We start from the raw sequence: 13,637 nt of genomic DNA on the forward strand, positions 1-13,637 counted from the left end.
AGCCACTAAAGTGATGGCCATGACCGGCACTGAGACTTCTCCCGTCGCTCACGACGCCCTCTGGCCCGCTCCGCTCGCGCACGGAGCGGTCGACGCGACCGTCACCGTGCCCGGCTCGAAGTCGGTCACCAACCGCGGCCTGGTGCTCGCCGCCCTGGCCGCCGAACCCGGCTGGCTGCGCCGCCCGCTGCGCTCCCGCGACACCCTGCTGATGGCCGAGGCCCTGCGCTCCATGGGTGTCGGCATCGAGGAGGGCGTGGGCCCCGACGGCAGCGGCGAGGCATGGCGCGTGATCCCCGCCGGACCGCACGGCCCGGCCACCGTCGACGTGGGCAACGCCGGCACCGTGATGCGCTTCCTGCCGCCGGTCGCGGCGCTGGCCGACGGCCCCATCCGCTTCGACGGCGACCCGCGCTCGCACGAACGCCCGCTACACGGGGTGATCGACGCACTGCGCGCGCTGGGCACCCGTATCGACGACGACGGGCGCGGCTGCCTGCCGATGACCGTCCACGGCAGCGGAGCGCTGGACGGCGGGCGGGTCACCATCGACGCCTCCTCGTCCTCCCAGTTCGTGAGCGCGCTGCTGCTGTCCGCGCCGCGCTTCAACCAGGGCATCGAGGTGCGCCACGTCGGCGCCGCGCTGCCCTCCCTGCCGCACATCCGGATGACGGTCGACATGCTGCGCAGCGCGGGCGCGGCCGTGGACACCCCCGAGTCCGGCGGCGAACCCAACGTGTGGCGGGTCGCGCCCAGTGCGCTGCTGGGCCGGGACCTGGTCGTGGAGCCGGATCTGTCGAACGCGGCGCCGTTCCTGGCCGCGGCGCTGGTCACCGGCGGCCGGGTGACGATCCCGGACTGGCCGGAGCACACCACCCAGCCGGGCGACGCGCTGCGCCGGATCTTCACCGACATGGGCGGTTCCTGCGAGCTGACCGAGCGGGGCCTGACCTTCACCGGCACCGGCCGGATCACCGGCATCGACGCCGATCTGCACGAGGTCGGCGAGCTGACCCCGGTGATCGCCGCGGTCGCCGCGCTGGCCGACTCCGAGTCCGTCCTGCGCGGCATCGCCCACCTGCGGCTGCACGAGACCGACCGGCTCGCGGCCCTCGCCAAGGAGATCAACGAGCTCGGCGGCGATGCCACCGAGACCGAGGACGGCCTGCGGATCCGCCCGCGCCCGCTGCACGGCGGGATCTTCCACACCTACGAGGACCACCGGCTGGCCACCGCGGCCGCCGTCCTCGGCCTGGTGGTGGACGGCGTACAGGTGGAGAACGTGGACACCACTGCGAAGACACTGCCCGACTTCCCCGGACTGTGGTCCGGCATGCTCGGACGGTCCGGACGGACAGCCGGGGCGACCGCGGCGCCGAGAGGCTGAGAAACACCCGATGCGCCGTTACGGCAAGCACACCGACGAGGACGACGTCCGGGTCCGCCCCAACCGCAAGGGCAACCGGCCCCGGACGAACATCCGCCCCAAGCACGAGGACGCCGCCGAGGGTTTCGTCCTCACCGTCGACCGGGGCCGGATCACCTGCCTCGTCGAGGACCGCACGATCACCGCGATGAAGGCCCGCGAGCTGGGCCGCAAGGCCGTGGTGGTCGGTGACCAGGTCGCGGTGGTGGGCGACCTGTCGGGGGCCAAGGACACCCTCGCCCGGATCGTCCGGGTCGAGACGCGCTCCTCCGTACTGCGCCGCACCGCCGACGACGACGATCCGTACGAGCGGGTGGTCGTGGCCAACGCCGACCAGCTCGCGATCGTCACCGCGCTCGCCGACCCCGAGCCACGCCCGCGGCTGATCGACCGCTGCCTGGTCGCCGCCTACGACGCCGGGCTCGAACCGCTGCTGGTGCTCACCAAGTCCGACCTCGCCCCGCCCGACACGCTGCTGGAGACGTACGCGCCGCTCGGTGTGCGGTACGTGGTCACCAACCGGGCGGAGCTGGCCGACGGCGGCGCGGCGGACCGGGTGCGCGAGCGGCTGGCGGACCGGGTCACCGCGTTCGTCGGGCACTCCGGCGTCGGTAAGACGACCCTGGTCAACGCCCTGGTACCGGACCGCAAGCGGGCCACCGGGGTGGTGAACGCGGTCACCGGGCGCGGTCGGCACACCACCACCTCCGCGCTGGCGCTGCCGCTGCCGGACGGCACCGGCTGGGTGATCGACACCCCTGGCGTGCGGTCCTTCGGGCTGAACCACATCGACCCCTCGCGGGTCATCCGCGCGTTCCCCGATCTGGAGCCGGGGACGGCGGATTGCCCGCGCGCGTGCAGCCATGACGAGCAGGACTGCGCGCTGGACCAGTGGGTGACGGACGGCCACGCCGAGCCGGCCCGGCTGTACTCGCTGCGCCGGCTGATGGCCACGCGCGAGCGGCGCGAGGGCGACTGAGGGGCCAGGCCCGGCTCCCCGCCGGCCACGTTTTGCGCTCCGCCGGCGGAGGTAGAAGGAACCGCACCGGGCCGGGCTGTCGATCGGCACAGCGCACCGAGCGGGAGGCATACAGATGGCGTGGCTGCTCGTCGTGGTCGCCGGGCTGCTGGAAACCGGCTTCGCTGTCGGCCTCAAGCTCTCCCACGGCTTCACCCGGCTCTGGCCGACGGTCTCCTTCTGCGTCTTCGCGCTCGGCAGCTTCGGGCTGCTCACGCTCGCCCTGCGGAAACTCGAGGTGGGGCCCGCGTACGCGGTGTGGACCGGCATCGGCGCGGCCGGGACCGCGATCTACGGGATGGCCTTCCTCGGGGAGACGGTCTCCACGCTGAAGCTCGTCTCGATCTCGCTGGTGATCGCCGGCGTCATCGGCCTGCAGCTCTCCGGAGCCGCCGCCCATTGACCTCCGCGCCGGCGCCGCTGCGCGGACCCGGCCGTACCCGCGATTCTCGCGGCCCCGACGGCACCGGCGGTACCGGCGGCAGGACTCCGCGGACCAGGCGGGCCACGTCCTCCGCCCCGGTGGGGGCGACCACGCAGGACAGCGCGAGCCGGGTGGCGGTCTCGCAGGCGCGGCCCAGGGCCGCGGCCTCCTCCGCCGGCCAGTCGTGCTCCAGCAGGGTCACCGCGCGGTCACGCACCCGGCCGAGCAGCTCGCCCGGAGAGGGCAGCGGTTCGGGGGCGGCGCCGAGCCGCTGGGCGGGCAGCGGCCCGAGGTGCCCGGGCGAGGGGAGGCGCTCGGTCCAGCAGCCGGTGAGGGCCGCGCGCAGCAGCGGGTTGGCGCCCGCGGCCCGTACGGTCCACTGCGCCGCCGCCGTCAGCCGCTCCCGGGGATCGGCGCCGCCCGACCCGGCGAGCGCCGCCTCGATGCCGGTCAGGTAGGCGTCGGCCTCGCGCCGCACCAGCGCGCGGGCCAGCCCCTCCTTGCTGCCGAACTCGTTGTAGAGGGTCTGCCGGGAGACCCCGGCGGCCGCGGCCACGTCAACCATCCGTACCCCGGCCCAGGGTCGGCCGACGAGCGCCGTGAAGGCCGCGTCCAACAAGGCTTCGCGCGCTGCGGGCATATCGCCTCCCCGGCCGATCCGCCCGATTTGGGCGGGCCTCGAGCCAGAATTGACGGGCGTCCAGACAGTGTCAATAGCTCCTGCGGGCGACAGTGCGCGGCGGAACGGCCCTGGCCGTGTGATTGCGGCGGGGCGCTGTGGATACTGTTCGGCCATGGCCGACTACCACGATGATCTGCGTCTGGCGCATGTACTGGCCGACTCCGCCGATGCCACGACCATGGAGCGGTTCAAGGCTCTGGACCTCAAGGTCGAGACCAAACCCGACATGACCCCGGTGAGCGAGGCCGACAAGGCCGCCGAGGAGTTGATCCGCACCCAGCTCCAGCGCGCCCGGCCACGTGACGCCGTGCTCGGCGAGGAGTTCGGCAGCGAGGGCTCGGGCCCGCGCCGCTGGGTCGTGGATCCGATCGACGGCACCAAGAACTACGTCCGCGGGGTGCCGGTGTGGGCCACGCTCATCGCGCTGATGGAGCGCGGCGAGGGCGGCGACCGGCCGGTCGTGGGCGTGGTGTCGGCCCCGGCGCTGGGGCGCCGCTGGTGGGCGGCGGAGGGCCTCGGCGCCTACACCGGGCGGAGCCTGTCGTCGGCGACCCGGCTGCGCGTCTCGCAGGTGGGCAAGCTCGCCGACGCCTCGTTCGGGTACTCCTCGCTGGGCGGCTGGGAGGAGCGCGGCCGGCTGAACGCGTTCCTCGACCTGACGCGGGCCTGCTGGCGGACCCGGGGCTACGGCGACTTCTGGTCGTACATGATGGTCGCGGAGGGCGCGGTGGACATCTGCGCCGAGCCTGAGCTGTCGCTGTGGGACATGGCGGCCTGCTCGATCGTCGTCCAGGAGGCGGGGGGCAACTTCACCGGCCTGGACGGGCGGCCCGGCCCGCACAGCGGGAACGCGGCGGCCTCCAACGGCCTGCTGCACGAGGAGTTGCTGAGCTACCTGGGCTGAAACCTCGCGCGGCCCGACCGGCCCACCTGATGGACCGTCAAAAGGCGGCCGTACGCGCCGTCGGGCCTCACGCGCCCCCTTGTCGTGCCCACGACCGCGTGTGAACATGAGAATCCACCCGCTTGTGAACTTGTGAACCCCTTCACAGGGCTGCCCGGCGTCGCCGGATCCCGGCGTGAAGGGCCGCCAAGGAGGTGGCTCCACCCATGTCCATGCTCGTCAGTGACGCCATGAGTACGGTGATCCTCACCATCGGCCCGGCGCATACGCTCCGCCAGGCCGCCCGGTTGATGGCCGCGCGCCGCGTGGGCTCGGCCGTCGTCCTCGACCCGGACAACTGCGGTCTGGGCATCCTCACCGAACGCGACATCCTCAACTCCGTGGGAGCGGGCCAGGATCCGGACAAGGAGACCGCCCAGGCCCACACCACCACCGACGTGGTCTTCGCCGCCCCGGAGTGCGGCCTGGAGGACGCCGCCGCCGCGATGGTGCGCGGCGGCTTCCGCCATCTGATCGTCTGCGACGACCGCGGACCGGTGGGGGTGGTGTCGGTCAGAGACATCATCCGGGTCTGGGTCCCGGCACGTCCGACCGCGGACGCGGTGACGGCCTGACCTTCCGGCCGCCCGCCTGCCCGGCCGCGCACGGAACCGTCTCTGCGCGGCCGCGGTGAAGCGCCCGGGAGCACACGAAGGGGCACCGGGAGCACGCGGAGAGGCCGGAGCCCAACGGCGTCCGGCCTCTCCGGTTGTTACGGCAAGCTTCCTCAGCCGCGCAGGGCCTGGACCGCGGCCTCCAGACGCTTGCCGTAGTCCCCGTCCGCCTTGCGGAAGTTCTCGATCGCCCGCTGCGCGATGTCGTCACGCGACACCTGCGCGATGAACCCCGCGAGGTTCGCGATCAGCCGCTCCTTCTCGTCCTCCGACATCAGGCGGTAGAGGTTGCCCGCCTGGACGAAGTCGTCGTCCTCGGCGTGCGACGGAGCGGCGTAATCACCGGTCGCACCGGTCACCGCGACCGGCTGCCACAGCGGCCTGCCGGTCTGCGCCGGGCCGCCGAAGCTGTTCGGCTCGTAGTTCTTCGCGCCGCCGTGCCGGCCGTCGTACAGCAGGCCGTCCCGGCCGTGGGTGCGCGCCTCGGTGGCGTGCGGCCGGTTCACCGGCAGGTGGTCGGCGTTGATGCCCACGCGGTAGCGGTGCGCGTCGCCGTACGCGAAGAGGCGGCCCTGGAGCATCTTGTCCGGGGACGGACCGATACCGGGCACGAAGTGCGCCGGCGAGAAGATCGACTGCTCGACCTCGGCGAAGATGTTCTGCGGGTTGCGGTTGAGCTCCAGCTTGCCGATCTCGATCGGCGGGTAGTCCTCGTGCGGCCACACCTTGGTGAGGTCGAACGGGTTGAACCGGTAGGTCGCCGCGTCCGCCGCCGGCATGATCTGCACCTGCACGGTCCAGGTCGGGTACTCGCCGCGCTCGATCGCCTCGCGCAGGTCGCGCTGGTGGCTGTCCGGGTCCTGGCCGGCCAGGACCGCCGCCTCTTCCGAGGTCAGGTTCTTGATCCCCTGGTCGGTCTTGAAGTGGTACTTGACCCAGAAGACCTCGCCCGCCTCGTTGCTCCACTGGTAGGTGTGCGAGCCGTAGCCGTTGAGGTGACGGTACGAGGCCGGGATGCCGCGGTCACCGAAGAGCCAGGTCACCTGGTGCGTCGCCTCGGGCGACAGCCCCCAGAAGTCCCAGACGTTGTCCGCCTCCTGCGAGCCGGTGTACGGGTCGCGCTTCTGGGTGTGGATGAAGTCGGGGAACTTGATGGCGTCCTTGATGAAGAACACCGGGGTGTTGTTGCCCACGAGGTCGTAGTTGCCGTCCTCGGTGTAGAACTTCAGCGCGAAGCCGCGGGGGTCGCGCACCGCGTCGGCGGAGCCGAGGTTGCCCGCCACGGTCGAGAAGCGCAGGAAGGTCTCGGTCTGCTTGCCGACCTCCGACAGGAACTTCGCGCGGGTGTACCGGGTGACGTCCGCGGTCACGGTGAAGGTGCCGTAGGCACCGGCGCCGCGCGCGTGCACGATCCGCTCCGGTATGCGCTCGCGGTTGAAGTGGGCCAGCTTCTCCAGCAGGTGCTGGTCCTGAACCAGGACCGGCCCGCCGACGCCCGCGGTCTCGCTGTTCTGGTTGTCCGCGACCGGTGCGCCCGCCTCGGTCGTCAGCGGTCCGGTGGTCTCGCCAGTTGCGGTCACGTGCGCCTCCTGCGTCTCGTCCTGTCCCTTGGCGTACAGCCGATGACGATCCTACATTGGACATTGTCTAAGTCAAGAAGACATGGAAAGTCGTACGCGATCCGGCCATGGACAGGTCGCTGGTACCCTGGTCCTTATCTGACTGATAGGTGAATGGCATGAGTGACCTGCTGGAACGGCTCCGTGGACGCGGCTGGCGGCTGACCGCCCAGCGGCGTGTCGTCGCCGAGGTCCTCGACGGGGACCACGTGCACTACACCGCCGACGAGGTTCACGCGCGGGCGGTCGACCGCCTGCCGGAGATCTCGCGCGCGACCGTGTACAACACGCTCGGCGAGCTCGTCTCGCTGGGGGAAGTGATCGAGGTCAGCACGGACGGGCGTGCCAAGCGGTACGACCCCAACGCCCACCACGCCCACCAGCACCTGGTGTGCTCCCAGTGCGGCACGATCCGCGATGTCCACCCGTCCGGCGACCCACTCGCCGATCTGCCCACCGAGGAACGGTTCGGCTTCGCGGTCTCGGCCGTCGAGGTCACCTATCGCGGCGTCTGCCCGAACTGCGCGGGCTGACCCACGGGGCCCGACCGGCCCCGTGGGCACAGGCCCCGTGCACGCACATGACGAAGGGCCCGGATCTTTGAAGATCCGGGCCCTTCGTTCTCGTAGCGGGGACAGGATTTGAACCTGCGACCTCTGGGTTATGAGCCCAGCGAGCTACCGAGCTGCTCCACCCCGCGTCGGTGTGAACCAACCTTAACCCTAGGCCGACGACCAGCGCAAATCTCGTCCGGAGCCACCCTCCGGAGAGGCCGGGGCACGCCAGTGCGGGCCATGCGCGCCGGAGAGGCCGGCACGCCGGAGAGGCGGCGAGGCACGCCGGTGCAGACCGTGCGCACCGGAAAGGGCCGGGGCCCGGCCGTCACGCCGTGAGTTCCTGCTGAAGGGCGTCCCGCAGCCGCGCCGCCCGCTCCGCGACCTCCGCCGGGCCCAGCTCCACCGCGCGACCGCACCACTGCTGCGCCTCCGCCAGCTGTCCCCGGCGGGCCGCGAGCAGCGCGAGCCGCAGCGCCGCACGGCCGTGTCCGGCCTCCGCCGCGCGGGCCCACCACAGGGAGGCCTCCGGCTCGCTGCCCTCGCGGGCGAGCAGCAGGCCGAGGTTGAACGCGCCATTGCTGCTGCCCGCCTCGGCGGCCATGCGGTACCAGCGCGCGGCCTCGACGACGTCGCCCCTGGCGGACGCGAGCATGCCGACGCGCACCTGCGCGCGCCGGTGGCCCTTGCGGGCGGCACGCTCGTACCACTCCTCGCACTCGGGGCGGGCCTCGTCGGCGGCGCCGTCCCGGCCCTTGGCCACGTCCTTGGCCCTGCCCCCGCCTCCGTCCCCGTCCCTGGCCAGGTCCTTGCCGCCGCCCTTGGCCCTGTCCTTGGCCGCGCCCTTGGCTCCCGGTGACGCGGCGGAGCGCCGCGCCGACGGTCCCGCGGACTGGTCCTGGAGCGAGCCGGTGCGCGGCCGGTCGAGCAGGGCGCCCAGTCGGAACGCCGCCTCCGCGCTGCCGCCCCCCGCCGCACAGCGCAGATGGCGCTCGGCCGCCCGATCGTCCCCGTCCCGCAGCAGGACGATGGCGACCTGGAGCGCGGCCTCGGTGTGCCCGGCGGTCGCCGCGCGCTCGTACCACTGGTGGGCGAGCGCGTCCTCGCCGCGTCCGGCGTGCAGGATGCCGAGGTTGAAGGCGGCGTCCACGCTGCCCGCCTCGGCGGCCTTGGAGAACCACGGCTCGGCGCCCGCGGCGTCGCCGCGCTGCAGCAGCAGCACCGCGAGCGCGTTGGCCGCCTCGCGGTGCCCGGAGTAGGCGGCCCGGCGGTACCACTGCTCGGCCTGCGCCTCGCGCCCCTGCTCGGCGCAGAGCAGCCCGAGGTTGTACGCGCCGTTGTGGTCGCCGGCGTCCAGGGCGGCCCGGTACCACCGCTCGGCGGTCTGGGTCTCGCCCCGGTCGGCGTGCAGCGCGCCCAGCGCGTTGGCGGCGTTGCCGTCGCCGTCCTGGGCGGCTCGGTGCCACCACACGGCGGCGCTCTCGGCGTCGCCCGCGTCCCGCAGCAGGAAGCCCAGCGCGCAGGCGGCACGGGTCTCGCCGTCCTTGGCCGACATCAGGTACCAGCGGCCGGCCTCCTGGGTCTCACCGCGCTCCTCCAGGAGCGTGCCGAGGTGCAGGGCGGCGCGCCGGTGGCCGCGCGCGGCGGCCTGGCGGTACCACTGCTCGGCCTCGGGCCGGCTTCCGCTGCCGCCGGTGCCGACCGCACCGGTGCCGGTCCTGCCGGTGCCCGTTCGCCCCGCGCCGGTTCCGCGGCTCCCGGTTCTCCCCGCGCCCGTTCCGCCCGGTCCGGTTCTGCCCGGCCCGCTCGCGCCGGTGCCGGTCCTGCCGCACTCCGAGTCGCCCTCCCGCTGGTCGAGGATGCGGGCGAGGCGGTACGCGGCCTCGCGGTGACCGCGCTCGGCGGCCGCCCGGAACCAGCGCTCGGCACCGATGTCGCTGCGGTGCTCCAGCAGATCGGCGAGGGCGTACGCGCCGAGCGCGTGCCCGGACTCGGCGGACTGGCGCAGCCAGTACTCGGCGGCGGGCTCGTCGCCCCGCTCGCGGTGGTACCGGCCGAGCGCGTGCGCGGCGGCAGCCGAACCGGCGACCGCGGCCGTCCGCCACCAGTCCGCGGCCTCGTCGGAGTAACCGCGCTGGTGCAGCAGAACTCCGAGGTTGTTGGCGGCGGCCCGGTCACCGGAGGCAGTGGCCGCCCTCAGGTACGGCTCGGCGCCGTCGAGATCACCGCGGCGCAGCAGCAGGGAGCCGAGAGCACTCATGGAAGCGGGGTCGCCGGCTTCGGCGGCGCGGCGGTGCCGCGTCTCCTCTTCGGCGTCGTCGTGCGTCTGCACAAGCTGCCCTGTCTCCAACAGACTTGCCCTGTCCCCCATGTTTTCCATCGTCGCATCACCCGCAACCCGCGTACATCTGGTATCCCGCAGCCAGTGAGGTCACTTCAGCGTTTTGTCGACATGCCCACAGAGAGATAAGTCAAACGCGAAAACCCCGCAGACTGGTGGAGGACACACGACTAAGGCCCGGATCCTTGAGGATCCGGGCCTCGTCGTTCAGTAGCGGGGACAGGATTTGAACCTGCGACCTCTGGGTTATGAGCCCAGCGAGCTACCGAGCTGCTCCACCCCGCGCCGTTGTGTTTTTACCGTACCACGGCGCGGGATGGGCCTGATCGGCGCTCCGCTCAGGTGCCTTCTCTCCTGGCCTTGTCGGCAGGCTTCTGGTCCTGTTGGTCCTGCTTCCCCTCGGAGGCCTTCTGCTCCGCGTCGGCAGCGCGCTGGAGCGCCGCCTTGAGGTCGTCCTGGGCCTTCTCGTACGCGCCCCAGTCCGGACCGTCCTCGCCCTGCAGCGCCTTCTGGCCCGCGTCGAACGCCTCCTGGGCGTCCTTCAACGCCTCTTGGACCGTCGGGTCCTTACTCGTCGGCGGCTCGGGCTTCTCGCCCGGTGGCTCGTCCTTGGGCGGCAGGGCGGCACCGTCCTCACTGAAGACGGCGGCGAGCGCTCTGTCCAGGCTGGTCTCGAAGACCGTCTTGCCGTTGTAGGACGCGGCCACCCGCTTCATCAGCGGGTACTGCCCGTTACGGCCCTGGGCGTACACCGGCTCGATGTACAGCAGCCCGCCTTCGAGGGGCACCGTCAGCAGATTGCCGTACTGGATGTCCGAGTCGGCGCCCTTCAGGTCCCGGACGAAGGTGGCCACGTCGTTCGAGCTGTTGAGCTTGTTCTGCACCTGCTGTGGACCGTCCACCTCCGAGGTGACTCTCAACAGCCTTATCGTGCCGTAGTCCTTGCTCTTCGCGTCGGCGTCGACCGCCATGAACGCGCCGAGGTTGGGGCGCCCGTTGGGGGTGAAGGTGGTGGTCAGCGAGAAGCGCTGGCCGTCCGCGCCGGGCACCTTCATGTTCAGGTAGTACGGCGGGACCGCGACGCCGTTCCTGGTCGTCGGGTCGTCCGGCACCTGCCAGGCGTCACTGCCGCTGTAGAACTGCTTGGCGTCGGTGACGTGGTAGCGGGCGAGCAGCTCACGCTGCACCTTGAACAGGTCCTGCGGGTAGCGGAAGTGCTCGATCAGCTTGTCGGGGATCTCGTCCTTGGACTTCACAGTCCCCGGGAACGCCTTCTTCCAGGTCTTCAGGACCGGGTCCTCGGTGTCCCACTCGTAGAGCTTGACGGTGCCGTCGTAGGCGTCGACGGTCGCCTTGACCGAGTTGCGGATGTAGTTGACCTTGTTCTCCTGCGCGACCACCTCGCGCTGTCCGTCGGTCAGCGAGTCCTCGGTGGTGTCGCCCAGGGCCGTCCGCGACGCGTACGGATAGCCGTTGGTGGTGGTGTAGGCGTCGACGATCCACTGGATGCGGCCGTCCACCACCGACGGATAGGCGTCGCCGTCGATGGTCAGCCACGGGGCGACCGCCTCGACGCGCTCCTTGGGCGTGCGGTTGTACAGGATCTTCGACCCCTTGCCGATGGCCCCCGAGTACAGGAACTGCGGCTCGCTGAAGGCGATGGCGTACGCGGCCCGGTTGATCGGGTTGTCGAGGGAGACCCCGCCCTTGCCCTTGAAGCTGGTCGTCTTCTCGCCGGTCGCCTCGTAGTCGAGCTCCTTCTGCGGGCCGCCGACGACCGAGTACTGGTCGGTCTTCTCGCCGTAGTAGATCCGCTGCTGGTAGTCCCCGAGGAGGTCGCCCTTGGCCGGCAGACCCTGCGAGGTGAACTTCGGCGCCCCGTTGCCCGTCGTCGACGTGCCCTCGGCGGAGACCACACCGTAGCCGTGGGTGTACGTGAAGTGGTCGTTGATCCAGTTCCGCTTCGGGATGCCCTCGATGTTGAGCTCACGCAGACCCACCACGGTGTCCTTGCCGTTGTAGCGGTCCACGTCCAGGGTGGCGGGGAACTGGTAGTACTTCTTCCTCTGTTCCACCTGCTGGAAGGTCGGCGAGACGATGTTCGGGTCCAGCAGCCGGTAGCTGGCCGCCGACGTCGCGGCGTCGCGCAGCTTGGCGGGGTCCTTGGTGGTGCCCCGGCCCTTGTAAGGCGTGATCGGCACGTCATCGATGCCGTACGCCTTGCGCGTGGCCTCGATGTTCTTCTTGATGTACGGCGCTTCCTTGGCCTGCTCGTTGGGCTGGACCTGGAACTTCTGGACGATCGCCGGGTAGAGGCCGCCGATGAGGACGGCCGAGAGCACCATCAGGCCGAAGCCGATGACGGGCAGCTGCCAGGTGCGGCGCCACAGCGTGGCGAAGAACAGCAGCGCGCAGATGACCGCGATGCAGAACAGGATCGTCTTCGCCGGCAGGTAGGCGTTGGCGTCGACGTAGCGCAGACCGGCCCAGTTGTCGGTCGCCTTGAAGTCGCTGGACTTCACCGCCAGGCCGTACCGGTCGAGCCAGTACGCGACCGCCTTGAGCGCGACGAAGACGCCCATCAGCACCGAGAGGTGGCCGGTGGCCGCCCCGGTGGCCCGCGCCCCGGGGCTGGTGATGCGCAAGCCCCCGTACAGGTAGTGCACGAGCACCGCGGCGATCAGGGACAGCACCGTGGCCGCGAAGCCGAAGCTCAGCAGGAAGCGGTACCAGGGGAGGTCGAACGCGTAGAACGACACGTCCTTGTGGAACTGGGGGTCCTTCTCACCGAACGACACACCGTTGACCCACAGCAGCCACGTGCGCCACTGGCTGGAGGCGGAGGCACCCGCGATCAGCCCGACGAGCGCGGTCACCGCGGCCAGCAGCCAGCCCTTGTACGGGGCGATGGCCATGCGGTAGCGGTCCAGGCTCTGCTGCTCCAGCGACATCGCGCTGAGCGGCGGCCGCAGCCGGTGCGCCAGCCAGATGTTGAAGCCCACGGCGGCGGCCATCAGCAGTCCGAAGACGGCGAACAGCCCGATCTTGGTACTGAGGGTCTTGGTGAAGACCGAGGAGTATCCGACTGAGCGGTACCACAGCCAGTCCGTCCAGAACCCCGCGAACATGACGAAGAGCATGGCCAGCGCTGCCAGCACACCCAGGGTCATGAGCAGGGTCCGGACCCGCCGCGAAGGTCGGCCGACTCTGATCCGTGGCCCTGTCGGGCCTCCGCCGCGGTCCGGCATCTGGAAAGCCAAGGTGCGCACCTCGAAGTTCGCTGTCGTTATTGCGGGCCCCGTGATCGTAGGGCCCACTGATGCAACTTACTCAGGCTTTACTCAGTTCCCGTTTTGGGGTCCGATCAGGGCACGATATTGAGCATGTCCAACCTTCCCGACCCCCATGACCCCCTTGAGCCCGCTCCGGCGGCGACCCCGATGGCGGCGAACCCGCTGACCCGGGCCGTACTGGAGATCGACGAGTACGCCTCCGGCCTGGGCTGGGACCAGCCCGCCCGGCTCTTCGCGCTCGTCGACACCGCCCGACTGAGGGCGCAGGAGCCCGCGCTGGCCACCCAGCTCGGCCTCGACGCCGGTGGCACCGACACCCCCGGCCCTACCCTGACCCCCATCGAGCAGGACGAGCTGCCCGCGGGCACGCCGCTGGACGAGTTCCTGGGCACCATCGCCTGGCCGGACGCGGTCGTCGGCTGCGCCCTCACCGTGGAGCGGCTGATGCTGCCGCCGTCCGCCGAGGCGTCCGTGCCGAAGGGCATGAACGAGCGGCGGCTCGCCCGCTGGGTCGCCGAGCACCCGGAACGCCAGGAGGTGCGGATGACCGTCGCGGTGCTCCGGGACGGGGCACGCGAGTCCGCGGTGCGGCTGAGGGAGAAGGACTCCCCCACCGAGGTGCTCACCGGTCCCGAGCTGGTGCCGGGGCTGGCCGAGGCGCTCTCCTCGACGTTCGCCGACTGAGCGTGGCTCCGCGGGGACCGCGGCCGGTCCCCGTGGGGT

Annotated in this window: 11 protein-coding genes and 2 tRNA genes; 7 read left to right on the forward strand and 6 right to left on the reverse strand. The window is 71.5% G+C overall.

Translation table 11 applies throughout. The features are described from left to right. Nucleotides 1-19 precede the first annotated feature (19 nt). The 3 genes from aroA to ACQUSR_RS10635 all read left to right on the forward strand — a co-directional run bounded on the left by aroA (nucleotide 20) and on the right by ACQUSR_RS10635 (nucleotide 2,847). A complete protein-coding gene (gene aroA / locus ACQUSR_RS10625; protein ID WP_431042318.1) occupies nucleotides 20-1,387 on the forward strand; it encodes a 3-phosphoshikimate 1-carboxyvinyltransferase in 1,368 nt (455 codons plus the stop codon). A 10-nt stretch (nucleotides 1,388-1,397) separates the two neighbouring features. After that, entirely contained in the window at nucleotides 1,398-2,405 is a 1,008-nt protein-coding gene (gene rsgA, locus ACQUSR_RS10630) for a ribosome small subunit-dependent GTPase A (RefSeq protein ID WP_431042319.1), read from the forward strand. 115 nt (nucleotides 2,406-2,520) lie between these two features. Continuing rightward, complete coding sequence (locus tag ACQUSR_RS10635; protein ID WP_431042320.1) at nucleotides 2,521-2,847, forward strand: DMT family transporter; 327 nt, start codon at nucleotides 2,521-2,523, stop codon at nucleotides 2,845-2,847. Here the strand turns inward: ACQUSR_RS10635 and ACQUSR_RS10640 are convergent. Further along, the gene (locus ACQUSR_RS10640; protein ID WP_431042321.1) at nucleotides 2,810-3,508 is read right to left on the reverse strand and encodes a TetR family transcriptional regulator; all 699 of its coding nucleotides are present in this window, start codon (nucleotides 3,506-3,508) and stop codon (nucleotides 2,810-2,812) included. The two genes, ACQUSR_RS10635 and ACQUSR_RS10640, sit on opposite strands and share 38 nt — an antisense overlap. Before the next feature lie 154 nt (nucleotides 3,509-3,662). On the opposite strand from ACQUSR_RS10640, the gene hisN reads away from it, so the two are divergent. Then, nucleotides 3,663-4,454, forward strand: a complete 792-nt coding sequence (gene hisN / locus ACQUSR_RS10645; RefSeq protein ID WP_431042322.1) for a histidinol-phosphatase — start codon at nucleotides 3,663-3,665, stop codon at nucleotides 4,452-4,454. A gap of 212 nt (nucleotides 4,455-4,666) precedes the next feature. After that, nucleotides 4,667-5,068 (forward strand): CBS domain-containing protein, encoded by a 402-nt coding sequence (locus ACQUSR_RS10650; RefSeq protein WP_431047497.1) that lies wholly within the window; start codon nucleotides 4,667-4,669, stop codon nucleotides 5,066-5,068. A gap of 152 nt (nucleotides 5,069-5,220) precedes the next feature. Here ACQUSR_RS10650 and ACQUSR_RS10655 read toward each other — a convergent pair whose 3' ends face one another. Beyond that, the gene (locus ACQUSR_RS10655; protein WP_431042323.1) at nucleotides 5,221-6,687 is read right to left on the reverse strand and encodes a catalase; all 1,467 of its coding nucleotides are present in this window, start codon (nucleotides 6,685-6,687) and stop codon (nucleotides 5,221-5,223) included. Nucleotides 6,688-6,845: 158 nt separating this feature from the next. On the opposite strand from ACQUSR_RS10655, the gene ACQUSR_RS10660 reads away from it, so the two are divergent. After that, the gene (locus ACQUSR_RS10660) at nucleotides 6,846-7,259 is read left to right on the forward strand and encodes a Fur family transcriptional regulator (protein ID WP_431042324.1); all 414 of its coding nucleotides are present in this window, start codon (nucleotides 6,846-6,848) and stop codon (nucleotides 7,257-7,259) included. 93 nt (nucleotides 7,260-7,352) lie between these two features. On the opposite strand, the gene ACQUSR_RS10665 is transcribed toward ACQUSR_RS10660, so the two are convergent. The 4 genes from ACQUSR_RS10665 to ACQUSR_RS10680 form a co-directional block, all read right to left on the reverse strand. Continuing rightward, a tRNA-Met gene (locus tag ACQUSR_RS10665) sits at nucleotides 7,353-7,426 on the reverse strand. Nucleotides 7,427-7,608: 182 nt separating this feature from the next. Continuing rightward, nucleotides 7,609-9,660, reverse strand: a complete 2,052-nt coding sequence (locus tag ACQUSR_RS10670) for a tetratricopeptide repeat protein (protein ID WP_431042325.1) — start codon at nucleotides 9,658-9,660, stop codon at nucleotides 7,609-7,611. 172 nt (nucleotides 9,661-9,832) lie between these two features. Beyond that, nucleotides 9,833-9,906 (reverse strand) — tRNA-Met (locus tag ACQUSR_RS10675). A gap of 53 nt (nucleotides 9,907-9,959) precedes the next feature. Further along, nucleotides 9,960-12,869, reverse strand: a complete 2,910-nt coding sequence (locus tag ACQUSR_RS10680; RefSeq protein WP_431047499.1) for a UPF0182 family protein — start codon at nucleotides 12,867-12,869, stop codon at nucleotides 9,960-9,962. Nucleotides 12,870-13,004: 135 nt separating this feature from the next. On the opposite strand from ACQUSR_RS10680, the gene ACQUSR_RS10685 reads away from it, so the two are divergent. Beyond that, a complete protein-coding gene (locus tag ACQUSR_RS10685) occupies nucleotides 13,005-13,598 on the forward strand; it encodes a PPA1309 family protein (protein ID WP_431042326.1) in 594 nt (197 codons plus the stop codon). Nucleotides 13,599-13,637 lie beyond the last annotated feature (39 nt).

This window comes from Streptomyces sp. P1-3 (assembly GCF_050613155.1).
Lineage (GTDB): Bacteria > Actinomycetota > Actinomycetes > Streptomycetales > Streptomycetaceae > Streptomyces.

What these genes read in the sequence shown, in the direction of transcription:
- ACQUSR_RS10680 (WP_431047499.1), bottom strand. Translation starts at nt 12,869, where the DNA reads ATGCCGGACCGCGGCGGAGGCCCGACAGGGCCACGGATCAGAGTCGGC.
- ACQUSR_RS10670 (WP_431042325.1), bottom strand. Translation starts at nt 9,660, where the DNA reads ATGGAAAACATGGGGGACAGGGCAAGTCTGTTGGAGACAGGGCAGCTT.
- ACQUSR_RS10685 (WP_431042326.1), top strand. Translation starts at nt 13,005, where the DNA reads ATGTCCAACCTTCCCGACCCCCATGACCCCCTTGAGCCCGCTCCGGCG.
- hisN (WP_431042322.1), top strand. Translation starts at nt 3,663, where the DNA reads ATGGCCGACTACCACGATGATCTGCGTCTGGCGCATGTACTGGCCGAC.
- rsgA (WP_431042319.1), top strand. Translation starts at nt 1,398, where the DNA reads ATGCGCCGTTACGGCAAGCACACCGACGAGGACGACGTCCGGGTCCGC.
- ACQUSR_RS10640 (WP_431042321.1), bottom strand. Translation starts at nt 3,508, where the DNA reads ATGCCCGCAGCGCGCGAAGCCTTGTTGGACGCGGCCTTCACGGCGCTC.
- ACQUSR_RS10650 (WP_431047497.1), top strand. Translation starts at nt 4,667, where the DNA reads ATGCTCGTCAGTGACGCCATGAGTACGGTGATCCTCACCATCGGCCCG.
- ACQUSR_RS10635 (WP_431042320.1), top strand. Translation starts at nt 2,521, where the DNA reads ATGGCGTGGCTGCTCGTCGTGGTCGCCGGGCTGCTGGAAACCGGCTTC.
- aroA (WP_431042318.1), top strand. Translation starts at nt 20, where the DNA reads ATGACCGGCACTGAGACTTCTCCCGTCGCTCACGACGCCCTCTGGCCC.
- ACQUSR_RS10660 (WP_431042324.1), top strand. Translation starts at nt 6,846, where the DNA reads ATGAGTGACCTGCTGGAACGGCTCCGTGGACGCGGCTGGCGGCTGACC.